Below are 20,530 nucleotides of genomic sequence, written 5' to 3' on the forward strand. Positions count from 1 at the left end.
CGATAAAACGGCCGAAGAAGAACTGAGAACTGGTAGAGGTTGCACCGCGCTGGACGACACAAGCGCAGATCGCGCGGTCACACTCTATTCAGCTTCTGATTGCAGAACGAGCCGATGTAACAGCGCGAGGGCTGCCAACAACGCGGGCGCGCATCGCCGCGTGTAGGAAGTCGCGCAAGAAGTGCCACGCTAGATCATCTTCGAGCGGTACGGACAAGAGTTGCGCTGGCAAGTTAATGCGACCGCTGGTCCGTAGAAGAGATTGGCGAACAAGCTAGAGATATGTCAGCCAAGGTCGCAAAAGAGACGAAGCGGACCAACAGAGGTCCGCTTCGTCTGCGCATTGTGAAAGGGCGACTATTCGTCCTTCGATACATCCACTTCTACATCGTCGGTTAGTTTGTCTCGGTTCACTTCGACATCGCCAGCCGGAGTCTCGATGTCCAAAACCTCCTCTTTTGTGTCGCAGCCGGTGGTGGCCACAAAACAAAGTGCAAGTCCACCAATCGCAACGACTGCCAGAGTGTGCCGAAGTACGGATACAGCTAGTTTCATGATTATTCTCCTGGAATTGGTTCCTGACGAAGCAAAACGTGCGAGGTAGCTATCGCACGTAGCGTGCCCAACGGTGGAGCCAGGGCCAATTTGGCCCAATAATGGGTTCTCTCACACCGTGGCTGGTCATCAGCCAGTCAGACTGGTTGTCGAAAGACCGATTTTCGACGCCTGGACGCCTACCAGCTACGCCAATAGGTCCTTAGTATTGAAGAATGCTGCTTTGCGTCATAAGTGGCCCCAGTTTTGCTTAATGTCACCGCCATGAAAAAAATCCTACTTATTGACGACGATCGCTCGATCCACGTGCTGGTGAGTCGAGCGTTAGAGAATTCCGGCTTCGAGGTCCATGCGGCAACCAGCAAACAAGCTGGGCTCGAAGCCATGGAAACCATGAAGCCGGATGTGGTGCTGCTGGATATTATTCTGCCTGACTGCTCGGGACTCGAAGCGTTCCAACAGATTCGCCAACTCGACGGGCATCTTCCGGTGATATTCATTACCGGCAGTGGCACCAGCGATACCGCCATCGAAGCGATGAAACTCGGAGGCTTCGACTATATCCATAAGCCGGTCGATCTGAACCAGCTCGAGACGCTCGTCGAGCGGGCAGCAGCCTCGCGCCGCATGGCGGCGGTGCCGGTGGGCATGCGAGAGATCCTCGAGCCCGACGAAAAAGGAGACGCTTTTGTAGGCCGCTGTTCTGCCATGCAGGAAGTGTTCAAAGCGATTGGACGGGTAGCGCCGCAGAATATTCCCGTGTTGATACGGGGTGAAAGTGGCACCGGGAAGGAACTGGTCGCGCGTGCGGTGTTTCAACATGGATCCCGAGCCGATGGTCCATTCCTGGCCGTGAATTGTGCGGCGCTCTCCGAGACGCTGCTGGAAAGCGAACTGTTCGGGCACGAGAAAGGCTCATTCACCGGAGCGCATGAGCGTCGAATTGGAAAGTTCGAACAGTGCTCTGGGGGAACTATTTTCCTCGACGAAGTTGGCGACATGACACCGTTGGTGCAAAGCAAAGTGTTGCGACTATTGCAAGAACAGAAGTTCGAAAGGGTCGGCGGCAACGAAACGATCAGCACCGATGTCCGCATCATCTCCGCAACCAATCGCAATCTGGAAGAGATGTGCGAGGAGGGCGAGTTCCGCTCCGACCTGTTCTACCGCCTCAACGGTTTCACGATCAATCTACCTCCGCTTCGGGAGCGGGGCGACGACCGCGTGATGCTGTTTCAACACTTCCTTGCACTTTTGAACCGCGAACTCACTCGCGAGGTCGAAGGAATCGCGCCCGACGCACTGCACATGCTGATGGAGTACGATTGGCCCGGCAATGTGCGCGAGTTACAAAGTGTGCTCAAGCAAGCGATGCTACAAGCTTCCGGTGCGGTGCTGATGGCCGTCCATCTACCGGAGTACATCTCCGATGCGCTGAGTAATTATGAGTCTGGAACCGGCGCCGGCCCCCAAAGCGATCGCGATGGTTGGTCGATCCGCAGCATGATCGACCAGCACTTGGCGAAGAACCCTGACGACCTGTATGCCGATATGCTGTCGTGGCTGGAAACCAATCTACTCAGCCAGGTATTGCAACACACCAAGGGCAATCAGTCCGAGGCAGCTCGACTGCTGGGAATTACGCGGGGCAGCTTACGAAACAAGATTCGAGCGCACAACATTTCGATCTCGCAAGTCGTTAGCCTGAAAGACGACATGGATTCGGGAGAACTCGCCGAGCAGGAAGATACGGAGCCCGATCCGGACGAAGTTGCGGCCACCTGATGGTCGCTGCCGTTAAGTCGCCGAATCGCCTGCATACGGACGCAGCAAGTCCGCGAGTTGGTTACACGCGGAGGTCAAAACAGGCAGCTTCTGCAAGCTTGCTTGCTGATGACCATCGGCTAGCAGCTCTTCCATCTCGGTTGCAAGTCTTGAACTCTGCTCAGCATTGAAGGTCATCGCCAGATTCTTTAGGCTGTGAGCATTCCGCCGTGCTTCTGCTGTATCGCCGGCGTTTGCTCCGTCCTCCACCGCCTGAAGCAGTCCCTGGTAGTCCTCCAAGTAGCAGGCGGCCAGATCGGCCAGCAGTCCACGGTCGCCACGAAGCCGCTTGAGCACACCGCTGAGATCGATACTCTCAGCAACCTCCGACGAGGTCGGCGTCGATGGGTTATTGTCGTGCTGGGGAGTCAAGTTGATACCTGGTTGCGACGGGGTACCGGCCAGCAATCCATGCTTCTCGACCACTTGGGCAAGTTCCAGTATATCCAATGGCTTGGCAATGTAATCCGACATTCCCGCCGCCAAACAGCGGTCGCGGTCTCCTTGCATGGCGTGGGCGGTGATCGCGATGATCGGCGTCGGCAGCAACTGGGCCCTGGATTCCCACTCCCGAATCGCGGCGGTGGCCTGAAATCCATCCATCACAGGCATCTGCACGTCCATCAGGATCACGTCGAAAGAACGCTCGCGAGCATACTCGATCGCCTCCCGCCCATTGCCAGCCAAGGTACATTGGTGCCCTCGTCGCTCCAGTACTCGCTGCACAACTCGTTGATTCGCCTTGGTGTCCTCCACCACCAACACCGACAGCGAGCGTTGGGGCGTCGCCAATCCTCCTAGGCCGACTGGCTTTGCCTCGACCGTTTCGCCCTCGGTCAACACACTGGCGACCGTATTGAACAAACTCGATTGGCTGATGGGCTTCTCCAAAAACGCGTCGGCTGGAACGCTGTCGCACTGATCGCGAAGCATCGTGCGATCGCTGGGAGAGATCATCAGGATACTGGCGGGAGGTCCGTTATCCAACTCGACGATCTCTTCGATCAATTCGAAACCGTTCTTCCGGGGCATCAACGCGTCGACAATCGCCAGTTGGTAGGGGCGATCCTGTTCGAGTCCTTCCTGCAGTTCCTGCAGCGCCTCCTCGCCGGTTTCGACTCCTCGCGCCTGAATTCCCCAGTTGCTTAGCAGCTCTTGCACGATAGCGCGGTTCGCTTCGTGATCGTCGACTACCAGTGCCGAAACGTCCTGCATATGTTGTCGGGTAACTGCAGGAGTCTCCAACCGAGGCTCATCGCCATTGCGGCGGAAGTACCCCACAAAGCTGAAAATACTCCCCTTGCCCAGTTCGCTTTCGACAGTCAACTCGCCCCCCAAGCAAGCGACCAGGTGCGAGGCAATCGAAAGCCCCAGGCCGGATCCTCCAAATTGCCGAGTCGAAGAGGCGTCGGCCTGGGCGAAAGGTGCGAATATCTTCTCACGGTCTTCCCGCGAGATGCCAATCCCTGTGTCGCTCACGCGGAACGCAATCTGGCAGTCCGAGTCGTTGGCTTCGACCAGACTAACCTCCACGAGCACCTCGCCTCTTTCCGTGAATTTGACCGCGTTGTTAACCAGGTTGTTGAGTACCTGCTGGAGCCGAAGCGAATCGCTGATGAGGGCGTCGGGCACCTCGGAATCGATCTGGCAAGCAATCTCAATTCCCTTCTGATAAGCCCGCAGGCTCGCCAGTCGCATGGTCTCGTCCAGCGCCGACCTCAAGCTGAACGGACCGTCCTCCAGTTTGAAACTGCCTGCATCGAGTTTTGATACATCCAGCAAGTCGTCTACCAGTTGATTGAGCTGCCGGACTGCTTCCTGAGCCACTTGAAGATTGTCGCGGACCTCCGTCGTCAAGTCTTCGTCCAAGGCCAGCGAAAGCATCCCCACAATCGCATTCATTGGCGAACGAAGCTCATGGCTAACGTTGGCCAGAAACCGACCCTTCGTACGGTTGGCTGTTTCGGCATCTTCCAGGGCGCGCTTCAGGGCTTCCGCAGCACGCACCCGATCGGATATGTCGTGCGCAATGGTCGAACAACCGATAACCTCGCCATCCCGATTGCGGATGGGTGATGCGGATACTGCCACCGCTACTTCCTTTCCATCCTTGGTGACTCGCGTGGTATCCGTCGACTCGATCGAGTGACCACGTTTGACGGTGTTGAGCAGGGTGTCGAATTCGTCTAATCGTTCGCCCGAGTGAATGATCCTGCCCGATTGTCCGATTGCTTCTGCTTCCTCGTACCCATAGATCCGCTGTGCTGCGTGGTTCCAGCTTTGTATCGTCCCGTCGATGTCCATGCTGATGATGGCGTCGGCGGAAGATGAAATGATGGCCGAGAACTCCGCAGCCGTGCGATGCGAAACCGTATCGAAGCTATCTTGGAATTCCAAGAAGCTCTGCACAGATTCGACAATGGCCTCATCAATCAGCTCAGCGATCGCCGACTGCACCTCGGGCGTGACATCGAGACTTTTCTGATCGAGGAGATAGTCAATCAGCACGGGGCGCAGCGTCTGATAGTCGCGAACCACATCGTCGAGTCGCCACCCCAATTGCCACCGTTGCCGGCCATGACTTTCAGCAGCGGCTTCACTTCTCTTCCCCAGAGTGGAACGACCATTTTCGAGGTGCCGTCCGACATGCTCCAACAGACTGGGGAGGTGATCGCGAAGCTGTTGACGATGCGCGAAGGGAATCTCCGGAGATTGCTGCGCACGATCGATCCAGAGCGAAACGATGTCGTTGGCGTGCTGGCGTATCGCCTTGCCAGCCTCCACCAGCGGCTTGTCGGTGTCTCCGGCGGAATCAGCCATGCGGTAAACCCAAACATTGATTGGAAGAAGTCGCGTTCCTGCGAAGTTCGTTATCACCATCTCAGTCGGCAGCCAAACTCCATAGCGCGGACTGAGATGACATGGCGGAGCACACCAGGAAATCCAGTTTGCAATCTACGTACCATATACTGACTCAACTAGCTGAGCTAAGCAAAACGGGGCTGTGCTCACGATTCGTCGCCAATCGTGCACTCGGCATGATGGGTCCACCAAGCGCCGAGTGGACGCCCAACGACCGAGCTGGAAGCTTGTCGAGCAACGACCGCGGTGCTGGAAGCACCAGCCGTCTCGTCGGCCTTCGATCATTCCGCCAGTTCGGCATGGGTATTGCAAGTACACACGCCTAGAATCTGTCATCCGTGTTCTTGGCCGTCGACCTCATTTCCCCCGTCCATCACAAGGAAAATGCACTCTCAGCGACTGATCACTTCGCTTGTCCGCTCGGCTTATCGACGCCATGGCTACCGCCAGCTCGAGGTGGTCGATTGCCGAATCGAAAGGGGGACGGTCATTCTGGAGGGTGAACTTCCAACGGAACACTTGAAACAGGTTGCCGAGACGATTGCTGCGAGCGTCCCGCAAGTAGGCCGAATCGTCAACCAGATCGAGGTCGGCCACCGCGAATCGCCCTGCAACTGCGAGTCGTAGAACCGGGGGGCTATCTAACTCTCCACCTGAGGCACAGCCGGCGCATTCGTCATAATCCGAATGCCTGCAAGGACTTGCGCCAGATGGGGAGCACGCGGCTAGCTGTTTCGTCGCCACATTAGGTATAGTTGTTGGTCGGGCGCAGCACCGTGCACGCCCTGCGATTTCCCACACTTTACGCAGTGGCCGAGAGCTGCGGCGATGGTTGATGATCGAAGCATCGATTCCGGTAGGTAGCCCCGAGCAACTCATCCTCCTCTTCGGAACGTCGGACCAGCACCTCCGCCGTATTCGTGAGTCGACCGAGGCGAAGATCTCTACGCGCAGTGGCAAAATCCACCTCAGCGGCCCTGAGAGCGCCGTACTACAGGCGACGGCCATTTTCGAGCAGATGCGTTCTACCATCGGCAGCGAGGGAGCGCTCATGCCCCACCAAGTGGACGAGATCATCAACAACGTAGTTGGCAACTCGCCCAAGAGCAGCGCCAAACCGGTGGACGTCAAGCGCGCGGGCCGCACCGTTCGCGCTCGCACGCCTGGTCAGGAAGCGTACATCGAGGCCATCCGCAATCACGACTTGGTATTCTGCATCGGCCCAGCCGGTACAGGAAAAACCTACCTGGCGGTGGCCACCGCCATCGAAGCGCTAAAGGCGCAGCAGATTCGCAAGATCGTCCTGGTGCGACCCGCGGTCGAAGCCGGCGAGAGCCTGGGCTATCTGCCGGGCGATTTGCTGTCGAAGATCAATCCCTACTTGCGACCGTTGCTGGATGCCCTAGGTGAAATGATCGACTACGATCAGGTGAAGCGTTACATGGCTGACGACGTGATCGAAGTGGTGCCGCTGGCCTACATGCGTGGTCGCACGCTGAACAATGCGTTCATCATCATGGACGAGGCGCAGAACACCACTGTGTCGCAGATGAAGATGTTCCTCACGCGCATGGGATCCAACAGCAAAGTGGTTGTCTCGGGCGACACTTCGCAGGTCGACTTGCCCTCCCATACGCGTAGCGGCCTGACCGATGCCATCGCCCGATTGAAACGCATCCCTGGTTGCGCCCAAGTCATCCTGTCGCGAGACGATATCGTTCGCCACCGCCTAGTGGAATCCATTGTGCGAGCTTACGAGGAAGGAACTGGGTAAACCACCGCCGAGTTGATCGAACCAACTGCTCGACAATCGCCGCTGGCGGTTCATCGTTCTCATCCCACCACCCCATACCGTGTCCACCGCCACTCCCAAGAAAACACGAAGCGAGCGTGTCGCCGCAGTGGAACTGCCGCCGGGCCGGTGGACCGCCCTTGCGCATAATCTGCGCCGCGGTCCCGTGCTGCTACGACTCGCCATTTGCGCAATCGCGGCGGTGCTGATGTGGGCCATCACCGGTGGTTGGGCGCCGCCGCTGGAATACCACCTGGGAGAAATCCCTCACCGCGATGTCGTCGCCCGTGTGGACTTTAAGGTCAAGGATGAAGAAGCCACGAACAAAGCTATCGAGTTGGCGATGGACACGGCTACGGCCGTCTACACGCAGAATCCGCAACTCATTGACGAGTTGAAAAATCGCGTACAAAACGAGCTGGCGCAACTGGCGGGCGCCAAATCGCTGGACGAGGCGGACGCGGCAATTTGGGCACAATACCAGCCCGACTTGGCCGAGGGCACGCCTGAACCAACCGAACAGGAGCGAGCCGATCAGTTCCTGGCGTTCAACAAGCAACTCACGGAAGACACCGAGAATAAGATTGTTACAGCGTTGGGTACGGTGCTGAAACCGCTGGAGCAAGTGGGCATCCTGAAGGAACTGCCCAACGAAGACCTTGCCACTAGCACCGAGATCGAGATCCGGCACACCGATGGCGAGGATGGGGCCGTTGTCAAGCAACTCAACGACGTGCTGCTGGTCAATGTGCGCGATCAGGTGCAACGTCGGCTGCAGCAAGAGTTGCCGTCGCTCGAATTGGCGAACCGCCTCTTCGCCCGCCTGTACGATGACCTACCTGCAACACTAACCCTCGACGACGACGCCACGCGCAAAGCGCGGGAGACCGCAGCCGAAAACGTCGCCCCGGTCATGAAGGAGTACGTCAAAGGCAAATCGGTACTGGCCTTCGCCGACACTCCCATCAATGCGGCGCAGTTTGCCGAACTGGAGGCCGGCCACGCACAACGGCTCAAGAACCTCACTTGGCAGCAAACTTTGGCCTACAGTGGGGCGACTTTCGGCATGTACATCGCCCTGTACACGCTGTGTGGGTTCTACATCTACAAAATGGAGCCGCGCATTCTCCGCGACCTCGGTCGGTTCATCGGTGTTCTGGCCGCGGTGGTGTTGGCCGTGGCGCTCATGTGGCTCACCTTCCGCTACCACCGCCAGGCGGAGGTCATTCCGCTGCTACTGTTCGGCATGACCATGGCCGTGGCCTATTCGCAGCCGCTGGCGCTGCTACTTTCCACGGCAGTTACGCTGGTCGGCGTCACCTCCATCGGCGCCAACCTGCACGAAGCGGTGGTGCTGATGGCCACCACAGCGGGCGCGATTATCGTGCTCGACTCAGTACGCACGCGTAGCAAGCTGCTAAGTGTCGGCTTCACCGCCGCAGGCGTGGCGTTCTTTACTAATTTGGGTGTCGGCACCCTCGAGGGCGATCCCTTCCAGCCCACCATGCAAGTCGCCCTGTGGCTCGCGCTGTGGGCCGTGATCGCGGGATCGCTGATGACCTGTATCCTGCCGCTGGTCGAGAAACTGTACGGCGTACAAACCGACCTGAGTTTGCTCGAGCTAGGCGACCCCGCTCACCCGCTGCTGCAAGAACTGGTCCGCCGCGCACCGGGCACCTATAACCATTCGATCAACGTGGCGTCGCTCTCCGAAGCGGCTGCCGAAGCGATTGGCGCGCGTGGACTACTCGTCCGAGTGGGCGCTTACTTCCACGACATCGGCAAGATGCTCAAGCCGGGCTACTTTGTCGAAAACCAAAGTGCCGGCGGCAACCGCCACGATGCGCTCGTGCCGGCCATGAGCACGCTGGTGATCATTGCCCACGTGAAAGATGGTGCCGACCTTGCGCGGCAAAACAAGCTGCCCGAGCCCATTATCGACTTCATTCAGCAACACCACGGCACCACGCTGGTAGAGTACTTCTACCGCCAGGCAACCGACCGTCGCGAGAACGATCCCGACGCTAGCGAAGTGGACGAAAGCTCGTTCCGCTATCCCGGCCCCAAGCCGCAAACCAAGGAAGCCGGTGTATTGATGCTGGCAGACGCAGTGGAAAGCGCCAGCCGCGTGCTGGTGGAGCCCACACCCTCGCGAATTGAGAATTTGGTCGAAGAATTGACCCAAAAACGCTTGTTGGACGGACAATTCGACGAGTGTGGACTCACGCTGGAAGAAGTGCGTAAAATAGGCGACAGCTTGGTGAAATCCCTCACGGCCGTGTATCATGGACGGGTGAAGTACCCGGAGGAAAAGAAAGCCAAGACAGGCTGACATACGGAAGCAGGCGGCAGAAACAGGCTCGCGGCGGAAGACTAGCCGCGGGCTCGCAACAAACACGGAACGATGATCGACATCGCGATCACCAGTCGCCAAGACCTCTTATCTATCGACGCCGATCTGTTGGCAGAAGCCTGCCGACGCATTGTGGCTGGCGCAGGGCACACTCAGGCGGCTATCAGCGTCACATTGGTCGACGATACCCAGATGCACGAACTGAATCGCAAGCATCTGGACCACGACTATCCAACCGACGTGCTGAGCTTTCCGCTGTCGGAGCCTGATGGGCCGCTCGAAGGCGAGATTATCGCCAGCGCCGGAACCGCGATGTCCAATGCCCAAGATTACGGCCACCGTGCCGAAGAAGAGCTATTGCTGTACGTCGTGCATGGAGCCTTGCACCTGGTGGGGCTAGACGACAAGACGCCTGCTGCTGCGACAAAAATGCGGGAGGCCGAGAGTTACTGGCTAACCGACTTGGGTATCCCACACGACCGCGCCAGGTCGCTGGTATATCCCACCGAGCCAACTACTTGTGAAGGAGACCCCACGCGGTGACGCTCGATCCGCTGCTCTGGGTGGCGATCGTCAGCGCCGCCCTGGTTTGTTTCTTTTCTGTTGGCACGCGCGTGCTGCGAGGTTTCTCGCGCCACGACCTCCGCGAACTATGCGAAAAGCGTGACGACGTCGAACTGTTCGGCGAGGTGATCCGCTCGCACGATCGCGTGGCGCTCGGACTCGACGTGCTGACCGTGCTGGCGATCACCACGTTCATCGTCAGCTCCGTCGCGTGGCTGTGGAGCGAAGCCAACCACGTATTGCCCATCGGCTGGACGACCACCGTACTACACGGCTTGCTGCTCGGACTGGTGCTGACGCTCATCCGCGTTGCGGTGCCTTGGACGACTTCGCGCTTATTCTCGGCGCACGTGCTCTATTACTGCTGGCCAATGTTCGGGATGCTGGCAGTGCTGGCGAGTCCCATTGTTGGTTTCGCCCAATTGATGGATACCGTATTGCACCGCGTGTTCGGCCGCACGGCGCCCCATTTGGACGAAGAATCGCTGGAAGAAGAAATCCGCACCATCGTTACCGAAGGGCATCGCGAAGGCCTGCTGGAGGGCGAGGCGCGGGAGATGATCGAAGGCGTGATCGAACTGGGCGACGCCGACGTCGCCGAGATCATGACTCCCCGCACCGATATGCACATGGTGCAGCTTGAGCTGGCGTGGGAGGAGCTGTTGCTCGACGTGATCCAAACCGGTCACACTCGCATTCCCGTTTACGATACGAATCGCGACGACATCATCGGCGTGCTGTACAGCAAAGACCTGCTGCCGGAGCTGGCGCGCGACCCCAGCGAGCCCCGCACCCCGGTTCGCGAACTGGTCCGCAAGCCGCTGTTCGTGCCGGAGACCAAAGCGGTCGACGATCTGCTGAAGATGTTCCAGCAGGAGCGAACGCACATCGCCATCGTGCTCGACGAGTACGGCGGCGTCGCCGGTTTGGTGACGATTGAGGACGTGCTGGAAGAAATCGTCGGCGAGATTGTCGACGAGTACGACGAAGACGTCGAAGAGGTCATCCAAAAGAAAGACGAAGACATCTTCGAAGCCGCAGGCCGAGCCCATGTGGACGAAGTGAACACAGCCATGAGCGTCGAACTGCCCGACGATGGCGACTTCGACACCATTGGCGGTTTTGTGTTCAGCGAGTTTGGCCGTGTACCATCCGTGGGCGAATCGTTGCTGTGGAACGACCTATTGAAGATCACGGTACTCGAAGCCACCCGTCGCCGCATCGACCGCGTGCGACTTGAACGACTACAAACGGGTACTCGCGAGATTGCCTAGCGCACGTTAGGCGCGTTCGGAATATGTACTGGCTCTATCTGCTGTATTACCTGCTGCTGATGCTGATCGCCTTGGCGGGATTGGCAATCAGCGCGGTGGGGCTACCTGGTCTGTGGTTGATGGTGGCCGCCTCAGTGGGTTTCTCGCTCGCCACGGGCGGCACCGTGCTGGGCTGGCAAGCGGTGGTGGTGGTTGCAGCGCTAGCACTGGGGTCGGAGATCGCCGAGTTCCTGGCCGGAGCGGCTGGTAGCAAGAACGCTGGCGGAACTTGGCGGGGCGTGGTCGGGGCCGTAGTGGGCGGCGTCGCGGGCGGCATTATTGGCGTGCCGGTGCCAGTCGTCGGGCCTGTGCTGGGGGCCATTCTTGGAGCTGCCATCGGGGCGGGGCTATTGGAGCTCTCCAACGGACAGACCAGCGTTCAGCAGGCGGGCAGTGTAGCCGTGGGCGCCGCCAAGGGGCGCTTTTGGGGGACGATCAGCAAGCTGGCGTTCGGCAGTGTGATGTTTGTGGTGCTAGCAATCTACGCGTTTCCTCTGCCCAGTGATCTGCCCGAGAGCGAAGAGCCCGCCGCGCCGGACGTTCCCGCTCCCGCCGCGGTTGAAAGCGATTCCGCTCGCTAGCTTCCGCTAGGTTTGCACTTGACGCCGCTGCGCCAGGTGAACTACCTTCCGCCGCCTTGTCTTGCGGCCGCGATTGCGTCCGTGCTTCGGTCCTTCCACCGATGGTTTGCAGAATTCATGACTCGTCTCAAGCAATTATTCACTACCGCTTTGGCCATTGCACTCGTTGCGACGTGCGGCTGCAGCTCGTTGCCAACTCGCATGCCCAGCATGCCGACGTTCGGCGCGGCCGCTAAGCCGGGAACCAAAGAGTGGTGGAAGAAAAACAAGAACAAAGCCGAGTACGTCGTCGGCAGTGGCTATCAGGTGGAAGGTGCGCCGGGCTTCTACGACAGTCACGGGCAGCCGATGGACGCCCCGATGTCAGAGGAAGCGCTCGTGTTCTCGCCAGAAGACAAAGCGAGTCAGGGACTGCTGCCGGGACTCGATCCAAAGGCGCAGTACAACAAGGCCAAACAGGTGGTAGGTCTCGGACCGAATCAGCGGAAAGCCACCGAAGCCTACAAGGAAGGGGAGGAGCTATACGCTCAAGAGAAGTACCGTCGTGCGGCCAAGCGATTCGCCGAAGCCGCCGACCGTTGGCCCAGTTCGACGATCGAACAACAGGCCATGTACCAGGAGGCCAACTGCTACTTCTACGACGACGAGTACATCAAGGCTCGCGAGAAGTACGTCGAGTTGTTAGACAAGTATCCCAACTCGGCGCAGGTCGACAACGTGATCGAACGGATGTGGTCGATCGCCCAGTACTGGGAGCAGCACCACCAGCACGAACCACATTGGACCCTCACGCCTAACTTCGTCGACGAGACCCGTCCCTGGTTCGATACCCTGGGCCACTCGGTGAAGACTTACGAAGATATTCAACTGTACGATCCGACCGGTCCCCGGGCGGACGACTCGATCATGGCCATCGCGGGCATCTACTTCCGTACTGGCAAGTACAGCGACGCCGACCACTACTACGAATTGTTGCGGCAGCAGTATCCGCGTAGCGACTACCAGTTCGAAGCGCACCTGCTGGGGCTGCAAACCAAACTGAAGAAGTACCAGGGACCGGAGTACGATGGAGCACCGCTCGATGAAGCCAAGTTGCTCGCCAAACAGTTGAGTAACCAGTTCGCCCGTCGGTTGAACACCGAAGAACGCGAACGGCTGCGTGAAACGCAGGGCCAGGTGGCGCGAGCAATCGTGGAACGCCACATGTCGATGGCCAAGCACTACGAAAACACCGGACACTACGGTGCGGCCAAGGTGTACTACGCCGAAGTAGTCCGCCAACACCCGCAGTCGCAGTTGGCCGCCGACGCGCGTACGCGGCTGGCGCAGATCGCTGACGAACCAAACGTTCCAGACGTTCCGCTGAAGACGGTGATCGATTTGTTCCCCGAGAATCCCGAGCGAACCCGCGTCGCCCGCGTGCCGGAACTTCGCGATTCGCGCGGCGGCGACACCGAGGCGCCAGAGCAAGACAACGACGATAGCACCTTGCTGCGCTAGTCGACAGTTCCGCTCGACGCGATGCTTTGACCAACGCCAACTGCAGTTCTCCATGCGACGCAATTCTACCCTGCTGCTGATTACCGCCTGCGGCCTGGCATCGCTGGGCTGCGCCGCGTATCGCATGGGATCCGAATCGCTGTACGCCCCCGACGTGAGGACGATCTACGTGCCGATGATCGAATCGGACAGCTACCGCCGCGACTTGGGCGAGCGACTGACCGAGGCGATCGTGAATGAGATCGAACTGAACACGCCCTACAAGGTGGTAGGCACACCGGCCGCGGACGCGGTACTCACGGTCCATCTGCAAAACGACATTCGCCGTACCACGGTCGAGGATGCCTTCGACCAGGTGCGTGCCGCGGAGAACCAGTTGCGGGCGGAGGTCACTTTCGTCAACCACCGCCGCAACGGGTACGCAGCAGCGCCGCAGGTGTACCCGCTGTCGGCGGAGATCGTTGGCCAGACATCGCTGCTGGTTCCGGCAGTCGGCCAAACCGTCTCGTCCAGCCAGCAAGTCGCCATCGAACGACTCGCCCAGCAAATCGTGGGCTCGATGGAACAGGCATGGTAGCCAGGGCGATCCGTTGGCCCTCGCTTGGCCGTCGGTCAAGAGTGGACTACGCTGGAACGTATGTCCGACCCCTTCTCGCCCACCTCGTTTCCCATCCGCCCGATTTCGCCGCGCGCTAGTGTATGGCGACTGCGGACGCGCACGCTCAAACTACCTCCGCTTCCACTGTGGATGGGCATCGTGAACGTGACACCCGATAGTTTCTCCGATGGCGGAAAGTTCCTCGACGCCGCGGCTGCGGTGGAACACGCCCTCCGTCTGGTGGAGCAAGGGGCCGACATCCTGGACATTGGCGGCGAAAGCACTCGCCCTTACTCCGATCCGGTGCCGGTGGAGGAAGAGATCCGCCGGGTGGTGCCGGTCATCGAACGCTTGGCGCGCAAGACCAGGACGCCCATTTCGATCGACACCAGCAAAGCGGCTGTGGCTCGGGCGGCTATCGAAGCCGGTGCGGAGATCATCAACGACGTCACCGGCCTGGAAGGCGACGACGAGATGCTGCCGCTGGCCGTGGAGACGGGAGTGGGGGTCTGCGCGATGCACATGCAGGGCACGCCGCAAACCATGCAGGACGATCCGCAGTACGACGACATCGTCGGCGAGATTCACACCTACTTGGCCCAGCGGCGGAACTTGCTGCTGGCCGCAGGTATCGATCGCGAGCGAGTCTGCCTCGACCCAGGCGTCGGGTTTGGCAAGACGCACGAGCACAATCTCGCGCTGATGGCCGCCTGCGACCGATTCCACGAATTGGGCTGCCCGCTGCTGGTGGGGCATTCTCGCAAGGCGTTTTTGGGTAAAATCGTAGGAGACAAACAGGCCGACCGTACGGCCGCCACCGCAGGCGCGGCGCTGACGCTCGCCCGACAGGGAGTGCAGGTGATCCGTGTCCACGACGTTCGCCAGGTGCGCGACACGATGCTAGCATTCGCTGCCACCGGTGGATTGTCCTAGGCAAGGGGACGAATACCCCGCAACCAGCGTTGACCCAACAGGCGAAACCAACGATACTCCTCCGCCCCTACAAATACAGTTAAAACCGGCATGTCGACCACAGCGCAAATCGATCTGGAAACCTACACCCGCACTGTCGCCCAACAAGCGCGCGAAGCGTCGAGGGCGATGGCGTCGCTTACCGGCGCGACGAAGATCGCCTGGCTGAACGCAGCGGCCCAATTGCTCCGCGACGAGACCGACGCAATCCTGGCGGCCAACGCCCAAGACATCGAAGCCGCGCCGGGCTACGGTTTGACCGACGCCATGGTCGATCGACTTCGGCTTTCGGAAGAGCGTATCGCTGGCATCGCCACGGCCCTGGAAGAAGTGGCCTCGCTGCGTGACCCGATTGGCAGCGTGATCGATTCGACGGTTCGCCCCAACGGACTCAAGATCGACAAAGTCCGCTGCCCGCTGGGAGTGGTGTTCTTCATCTACGAGTCGCGTCCCAACGTCACCGCCGACGCAGCAGCCATCTGCGCGAAGGCGGGCAACGCGGTGATCCTCCGCGGCGGCAAGGAGGCAATGCACTCCAGCCGCGCGATCGTCGATCTGCTGGCCAAAGCCGCCAAACAACATGGGGTGCCGGAGCACGCAGTGCAGTTGGTGAGCACCACCGACCGCGCGGCTGTGGGACACTTCCTGAAGATGAACGACCTGATCGACGTCGCGATTCCGCGCGGCGGCGAAGGACTGATCCGCCGCGTGGTGTCGGAAGCGACGATGCCGGTGATCAAGCACTTCGACGGCAACTGTCACGTGTACGTTGACGCCGATGCCGATTTGGACATGGCCGAAGCGATCGTGGTGAATAGCAAGTGCCAGCGAATGGGCGTGTGCAACGCCTGCGAGTCGCTGCTGGTGCACGCCGACGTGGCAGGTGAGTTCATGCCGCGCATTGGCAAAGCGCTCGCCGCCCAGGGCGTCGAGGTACGCGGCTGTCCGCGCACTTGCGAATGGGTCGACGCCGCCCACCCCGTGACCGACGACGACTACGGTGCCGAGTTCCTGGGCCCGGTGATCTCGGCCAAGGTGGTCGCGTCCATCGACGAAGCGATCGCCCACATCAACCGCTACGGATCGGGTCACACGGACGCCATTGTCACCCGCAACCTGCCGGTATCGCAGAAATTTGCCGACCAGGTCGATAGCGCGGCCGTGATGATCAACGCCAGCACGCGATTCAACGACGGTGGCGAGTTCGGCTTGGGCGCGGAGATCGGCATCAGCACCGACAAGTTTCACGCCCGCGGACCTTGCGGCATCGAAGAGCTGACGACCTACAAATACGTGGTGCAAGGATCGGGCCAAGTGCGAGGCTGATCGCCGCGAGACAACCCTTCATCCCCCTGCTAACGGATTAGCAACATGGGCGACATACTGAGCCAAGAAGAAGTCGAAAGCCTGCTGAGTGAAGCCAAGGGCACTCAAGCCGGCGCCGCGACTCCTCCCAAACCCGCCGCGCCCGCTTCTCCGCCACCTGCAACTCCAGCCGCCCAGCCGGCAGCCAGTTCCTCCCCGATGCGGCCCAAGGAGAAGATCACTCCTTACGACTTCAAACGCCCAGAGCGCGTCGGCAAGGAGCAGATGCGGGCGCTGCAAACGATGCACGAGGGATTCGGCCGCAACTTCGGCGCGGGACTCTCGGCGCTGTTGCGTTCGATCGTCGAGGTGAAGCTCACCAGTGTCGATCAATTGACCTACAGCGAGTTTGTGTTCAGCCTCGAGAACCCCACCTGTTTCAATCTGATCACGGCCAAACCGCTCGAAGGCCAGTTGATCCTCGATATCAACCCTTCTCTGTTGTTCCCCATCATCGACCGCCTGCTGGGTGGCGGCAGCACCCCTACGCCGCCGGCTCGCCGCCCTCTAACCGAAATCGAGCTCCGCCTGGTGGGCCGCATCACCGACCTGTTCCTGGGTGAGATGCGTCGGGCGTGGGAGAATGTGCTAGAGCTGGATCTCAGCGTCGACCGCGTGGAAAGCAATCCGCAGCTGGTGCAGATCGTGCCGCCGAACGAAGTGGTGGTGCTCATCAGTTTCGAGCTCACGCTAGGCAACGTGCGGGGCATGATGAACCTGTGCATCCCGTTCAACTCCATTGAACGCATCGGCAACAAGCTGAGCGCCAATAGCTGGGTCGCCATCAGCAAACGCCCCGCCACACGCGAATCGATTCAGCGGCTCTCCGATCAGATTGGCGGAGCGGTGGTCGAACTGGTGGTGGACCTCGCCGACACCCACATCTCCACGGCCGACTTGATCGGCCTGCGAGTGGGCGACATTGTGACCACTGAGAAAGACATCCGCAAACCGCTCGTCCTGCGTGTGGAGGGCCAGCCCAAGTTCCACACCACGGTCGGCTCGTTCAAGGGCCGTAAAGCCATCCGAGTGGTGGATGAGATCGAAGAGCAGCACGTCGATATTGGTGAAGTGCCGGAAGGCGAGGCGGGAGCGTAGAACCGCTCACTTTCCGGCCAGCGATCCTAGCGGTGGCAGGCTTGGCTCCAGCACTCCGGCGGCGCGGCGCCAGGTGAGCAGCCCTTCGACGATCATCCACGCTTCGAGTGCCAGGATGCCGATGCCGAAGCTCATCAGCAGTGCGTTGCCCTGCCAATCGTGCGTCAGGTTGTAAATCATCGCCCAGGCGGGCATCAACAGCATGAGCATCATCGGGGCGACCACGAACCAAGTGGCGATGCTGCGGCGACGCAGGTGAAACGCCAGCACCAAGAACGCCAGCCCGGCCAGCAACTGGTTGGTGGCCCCGAATAGCGGCCACAGAATCAAGCCGCCCTTGCCGATGTCGCCATCGGAGTTCGGCATCATGGCGATCGCCCCGCCGGTCACAACGGCCACGGTCGTGGCGATGTACTTGTTGCTGAGCGGCGCTACGTGCAGAGAACTTCCCAGTTCCTGGATTACGTATCGTTGCAATCGAGTGGCCGTGTCGAGCGTCGTAGCCGCGAAGCAGGCCACGAGCACCGCGATGATCGCCGTGGCGAGCGGCAGACTGATGCCCAAAGTGGCGACGAAATTCGCACCGCCATCCACAAAGGCGCCGACTTTCTGTCCCAGGCCCATGCTGGTCCAGCCTTTAGTCACCTCAGAGATGGTTCCGTCGGCGGCAACCACTTGTTCGGTTTGAATGGCGTAGCGACTTTGCCAGGCGGCGCGGCCCGTGAGTTCCTCGCCAGCGGTGCCTCCCTCTACCCCCATGCCGACGCCAGCGCAGCAGGCGAGGATCACGATCACTGCCAGGGCGCCTTCGAGCAACATGCTTCCGTAGCCGACGTACTGGGCGTCGGTCTCGCAGTTGAGTTGCTTGCTGGTGGTGCCGCTCGACACCAAGCAGTGAAACCCACTGCACGCGCCGCACGCAATCGTGATGAACAAGAAGGGCAACATCGGTGGTGCATCATCGGGAATCTGCTGGGCCACTGCCGGCGCACTCTGCAATTGAGCGTCGCCTTGGGCCGCTGCCAGGACCAGCCCCGCTACGAGTAGCGCGAGCGCCACCAACAACTGGTGACTGTTGACGTAGTCCCTTGGCTGGAGCAACAACCACACCGGCAGCACCGACGCGGCGAAGCAGTAGATCAACAGCAGCACGGTCCACTGCACGACAGGCGTGCCATAAGTTCCGATCGTGGGTAGCGTGATTTGGCAGCCCTCGACGTACACACCGGCGTAAACCGCGCCGTACAGGATCGCCAGCGCGGCGAGCGATGGCCACAGCAGTCCCACCCGCGCGCGGTACACCAAAAGTCCCACGGCAATTGCCACTGGCACCGCCACCACCACGCTGAGTACCGATGCAGGGTAGAGGGCAAAGATGTTTGCGATCACCAAACCAAAGATGGCGATGACGATCGACAAGGCAAAGAACAGGATGAACAAGAACAGCAGCTTCGCCCGCGGCGAGATCACCCGTCCGGCGATCTCGCCCACAGTTTGGCCACGATTGCGGAGACTCACCACCAGGGCGCCCAGATCGTGCACCGCGCCGATGAAGATCGACCCCAGCACCACCCACAGCAACGCCGGCAACCACCCCCAGAAAACCGCAATCGCCGGGCCCACGATCGGCCCCGTGCCCGCGATGCTGGTGAAGTGGTGACCAAACACCACGGAGCGTTTGGTGGGCACGTAGTCGACGTCGTCTCGCATCTCGTGGCTGGGCACGGTTCGACCGTCGTCCAGAGCGAATATCTTGCGGCTCAACCAGCGGCCGTACGTGTTGTACGCCACAATGAAGGCAAAGAACGATCCGATCGCGACCGCAATGGTAAGCATCGACACCAGCCTGAAACGGGCCTGAAGTTGGAATAAGGACTCGACCCGTCATAATAACGAGCCGCCCCACAGCGGAACAAGCGAAGATCGTGCGCGAGCAACGAACCCCAAAAGTCTATCTTCCAATTCCGCAAACCGGTCGCCTCCCCCTGCCAGCCCCGGCGGCTTGTTTACCCAGTGTGCCGCGGCACCTATAATGCGGGCTTCGCTACCCCCACCCCCCGCAGCAGAGGATATTGTTGTGCCCGAGAAAGTTGTGATCGTCGGCAGCGGCCCCGCCGGCTGGGCCGCAGCCATCTACACCGCCCGTGCAAACTTGGAACCGTTGGTGTTCGAAGGAGCCGTAACCGAAGAGAACCGTCAGGACGGCACGCTGCCGCTTGGACAGCTAAACTTGACGACCGAAGTTGAGAACTATCCGGGCTTTCCTGCGGGCGATCTTAGTCACTACTTGCGAGACTCGCTGGACGAAGAAAACGCGTGGCTGGCCGACATGCACCAGAAGGAAGGGTGCAGCGGGCCGGAACTGATGAATCTGATGCGGAAGCAGGCCAAGAACTTTGGCACTCGGGTCGTTACCGACGACATCGTCGAGGTCGACTTCACCGACCGGCCCTTCAAGCTCAAGAGTCTCGGCGGCGAAGAGGTCGAGGCCCAAGCGGTAATCATCGCCACCGGGGCGCGAGCGAATTACCTGGGGCTCGAGTCGGAAGACAAGTACAAGAACAACGGCGTCAGCGCCTGTGCGGTGTGCGACGGCGCACTGCCCCGCTTCCGCAACAAGCCTCTGGTTGTGGTGGGAGGTGGCGACTCGGCCGTCGAGGAAGCCGACTACCTGTCGAAGTTCGCCAGCCAGGTCTACATGATCCATCGCCGCGACGAACTGCGGGCGTCGAAGATCATGGCCGAACGGGCGATGAAGAACGAGAAGATCGAGATCCTCTGGAACACGCAAGTCGGCGAAGTGCTCGGCAACGACACCGACGGAGTGACCGGCGTGCGGCTCACTTCCTCCGTGGGCGAATCGGACCGCGAGGTCGAAGCGGGCGGCATGTTCGTCGCCATCGGCCACACGCCGAACACCGCCTTCCTGGAAGGCAAGGTCGACATGACGGACAAAAAGTACCTGAAGTGGACGGTGCCGTTCCGCACCAACACCAGCGTCGAAGGCGTGTTCGCCGCCGGCGACGTGGCGGACGACTACTACCGTCAGGCGATCACCGCCGCTGGCACTGGCTGCATGTCGGCCCTCGATGCCGAACGATGGCTCGCCGCTCAGGGATTACACTAGGCGGGCGCCACTGCAACCGCATGTGT

The 20,530-nt window shown here is 60.2% G+C and carries 16 protein-coding genes; 13 read left to right on the top strand and 3 right to left on the bottom strand.

From position 1 onward, the window contains the following. Positions 1 to 357 precede the first annotated feature (357 nt). The gene (locus tag ACQK2L_RS31630) at positions 358 to 555 is read right to left on the bottom strand and encodes a hypothetical protein (protein WP_425401056.1); all 198 of its coding nucleotides are present in this window, start codon (positions 553 to 555) and stop codon (positions 358 to 360) included. A gap of 264 nt (positions 556 to 819) precedes the next feature. Between ACQK2L_RS31630 and ACQK2L_RS31635 the strand changes: the two genes are divergently transcribed. Beyond that, positions 820 to 2,340, top strand: coding sequence for a sigma-54-dependent transcriptional regulator (locus ACQK2L_RS31635; protein ID WP_425401057.1), 1,521 nt, complete (start codon positions 820 to 822; stop codon positions 2,338 to 2,340). Between the two features lie 12 nt (positions 2,341 to 2,352). Here the strand turns inward: ACQK2L_RS31635 and ACQK2L_RS31640 are convergent, their stop codons facing one another. Next, the gene (locus ACQK2L_RS31640; protein ID WP_425401058.1) at positions 2,353 to 5,199 is read right to left on the bottom strand and encodes a response regulator; all 2,847 of its coding nucleotides are present in this window, start codon (positions 5,197 to 5,199) and stop codon (positions 2,353 to 2,355) included. A gap of 426 nt (positions 5,200 to 5,625) precedes the next feature. Here ACQK2L_RS31640 and ACQK2L_RS31645 point away from each other — a divergent pair, with 426 nt between their 5' ends. From ACQK2L_RS31645 to fliM, 11 genes are all read left to right on the top strand, one after another. Then, positions 5,626 to 5,868, top strand: coding sequence for a BON domain-containing protein (locus ACQK2L_RS31645; RefSeq protein ID WP_425401059.1), 243 nt, complete (start codon positions 5,626 to 5,628; stop codon positions 5,866 to 5,868). Between the two features lie 208 nt (positions 5,869 to 6,076). Beyond that, on the top strand, positions 6,077 to 7,015 hold the full coding sequence (locus ACQK2L_RS31650; RefSeq protein ID WP_425401060.1) for a PhoH family protein: 939 nt from the start codon (positions 6,077 to 6,079) through the stop codon (positions 7,013 to 7,015). 79 nt (positions 7,016 to 7,094) lie between these two features. Continuing rightward, entirely contained in the window at positions 7,095 to 9,365 is a 2,271-nt protein-coding gene (locus tag ACQK2L_RS31655) for an HD family phosphohydrolase (RefSeq protein WP_425401061.1), read from the top strand. Between the two features lie 72 nt (positions 9,366 to 9,437). After that, the gene (ybeY, locus tag ACQK2L_RS31660) at positions 9,438 to 9,929 is read left to right on the top strand and encodes an rRNA maturation RNase YbeY (RefSeq protein WP_425401062.1); all 492 of its coding nucleotides are present in this window, start codon (positions 9,438 to 9,440) and stop codon (positions 9,927 to 9,929) included. After that, positions 9,926 to 11,224, top strand: a complete 1,299-nt coding sequence (locus ACQK2L_RS31665; RefSeq protein ID WP_425401063.1) for a hemolysin family protein — start codon at positions 9,926 to 9,928, stop codon at positions 11,222 to 11,224. The genes ybeY and ACQK2L_RS31665 overlap by 4 nt, the downstream gene beginning before the upstream one ends. A gap of 23 nt (positions 11,225 to 11,247) precedes the next feature. Continuing rightward, on the top strand, positions 11,248 to 11,844 hold the full coding sequence (locus ACQK2L_RS31670; RefSeq protein ID WP_425401064.1) for a DUF456 family protein: 597 nt from the start codon (positions 11,248 to 11,250) through the stop codon (positions 11,842 to 11,844). Between the two features lie 117 nt (positions 11,845 to 11,961). Continuing rightward, the gene (gene bamD, locus ACQK2L_RS31675) at positions 11,962 to 13,344 is read left to right on the top strand and encodes an outer membrane protein assembly factor BamD (protein WP_425401065.1); all 1,383 of its coding nucleotides are present in this window, start codon (positions 11,962 to 11,964) and stop codon (positions 13,342 to 13,344) included. A gap of 52 nt (positions 13,345 to 13,396) precedes the next feature. Continuing rightward, positions 13,397 to 13,921, top strand: coding sequence for an LPS assembly lipoprotein LptE (gene lptE / locus ACQK2L_RS31680; RefSeq protein WP_425401066.1), 525 nt, complete (start codon positions 13,397 to 13,399; stop codon positions 13,919 to 13,921). A gap of 60 nt (positions 13,922 to 13,981) precedes the next feature. Continuing rightward, entirely contained in the window at positions 13,982 to 14,875 is an 894-nt protein-coding gene (gene folP / locus ACQK2L_RS31685; protein WP_425401067.1) for a dihydropteroate synthase, read from the top strand. A gap of 90 nt (positions 14,876 to 14,965) precedes the next feature. Then, a complete protein-coding gene (locus tag ACQK2L_RS31690) occupies positions 14,966 to 16,240 on the top strand; it encodes a glutamate-5-semialdehyde dehydrogenase (protein WP_425401068.1) in 1,275 nt (424 codons plus the stop codon). A 45-nt stretch (positions 16,241 to 16,285) separates the two neighbouring features. Further along, the gene (gene fliM / locus ACQK2L_RS31695; RefSeq protein WP_425401069.1) at positions 16,286 to 17,377 is read left to right on the top strand and encodes a flagellar motor switch protein FliM; all 1,092 of its coding nucleotides are present in this window, start codon (positions 16,286 to 16,288) and stop codon (positions 17,375 to 17,377) included. A 6-nt stretch (positions 17,378 to 17,383) separates the two neighbouring features. Here the strand turns inward: fliM and ACQK2L_RS31700 are convergent, their stop codons facing one another. Further along, positions 17,384 to 19,213, bottom strand: a complete 1,830-nt coding sequence (locus tag ACQK2L_RS31700) for a carbon starvation CstA family protein (protein ID WP_425401070.1) — start codon at positions 19,211 to 19,213, stop codon at positions 17,384 to 17,386. A 196-nt stretch (positions 19,214 to 19,409) separates the two neighbouring features. Here ACQK2L_RS31700 and ACQK2L_RS31705 point away from each other — a divergent pair, with 196 nt between their 5' ends. Continuing rightward, positions 19,410 to 20,504, top strand: a complete 1,095-nt coding sequence (locus ACQK2L_RS31705) for an NAD(P)/FAD-dependent oxidoreductase (protein WP_425401071.1) — start codon at positions 19,410 to 19,412, stop codon at positions 20,502 to 20,504. Positions 20,505 to 20,530 lie beyond the last annotated feature (26 nt).

It is taken from the genome of Aeoliella sp., from assembly GCF_965227375.1.
In the GTDB taxonomy this organism is placed as follows: Bacteria; Planctomycetota; Planctomycetia; order Pirellulales; family Lacipirellulaceae; genus Aeoliella.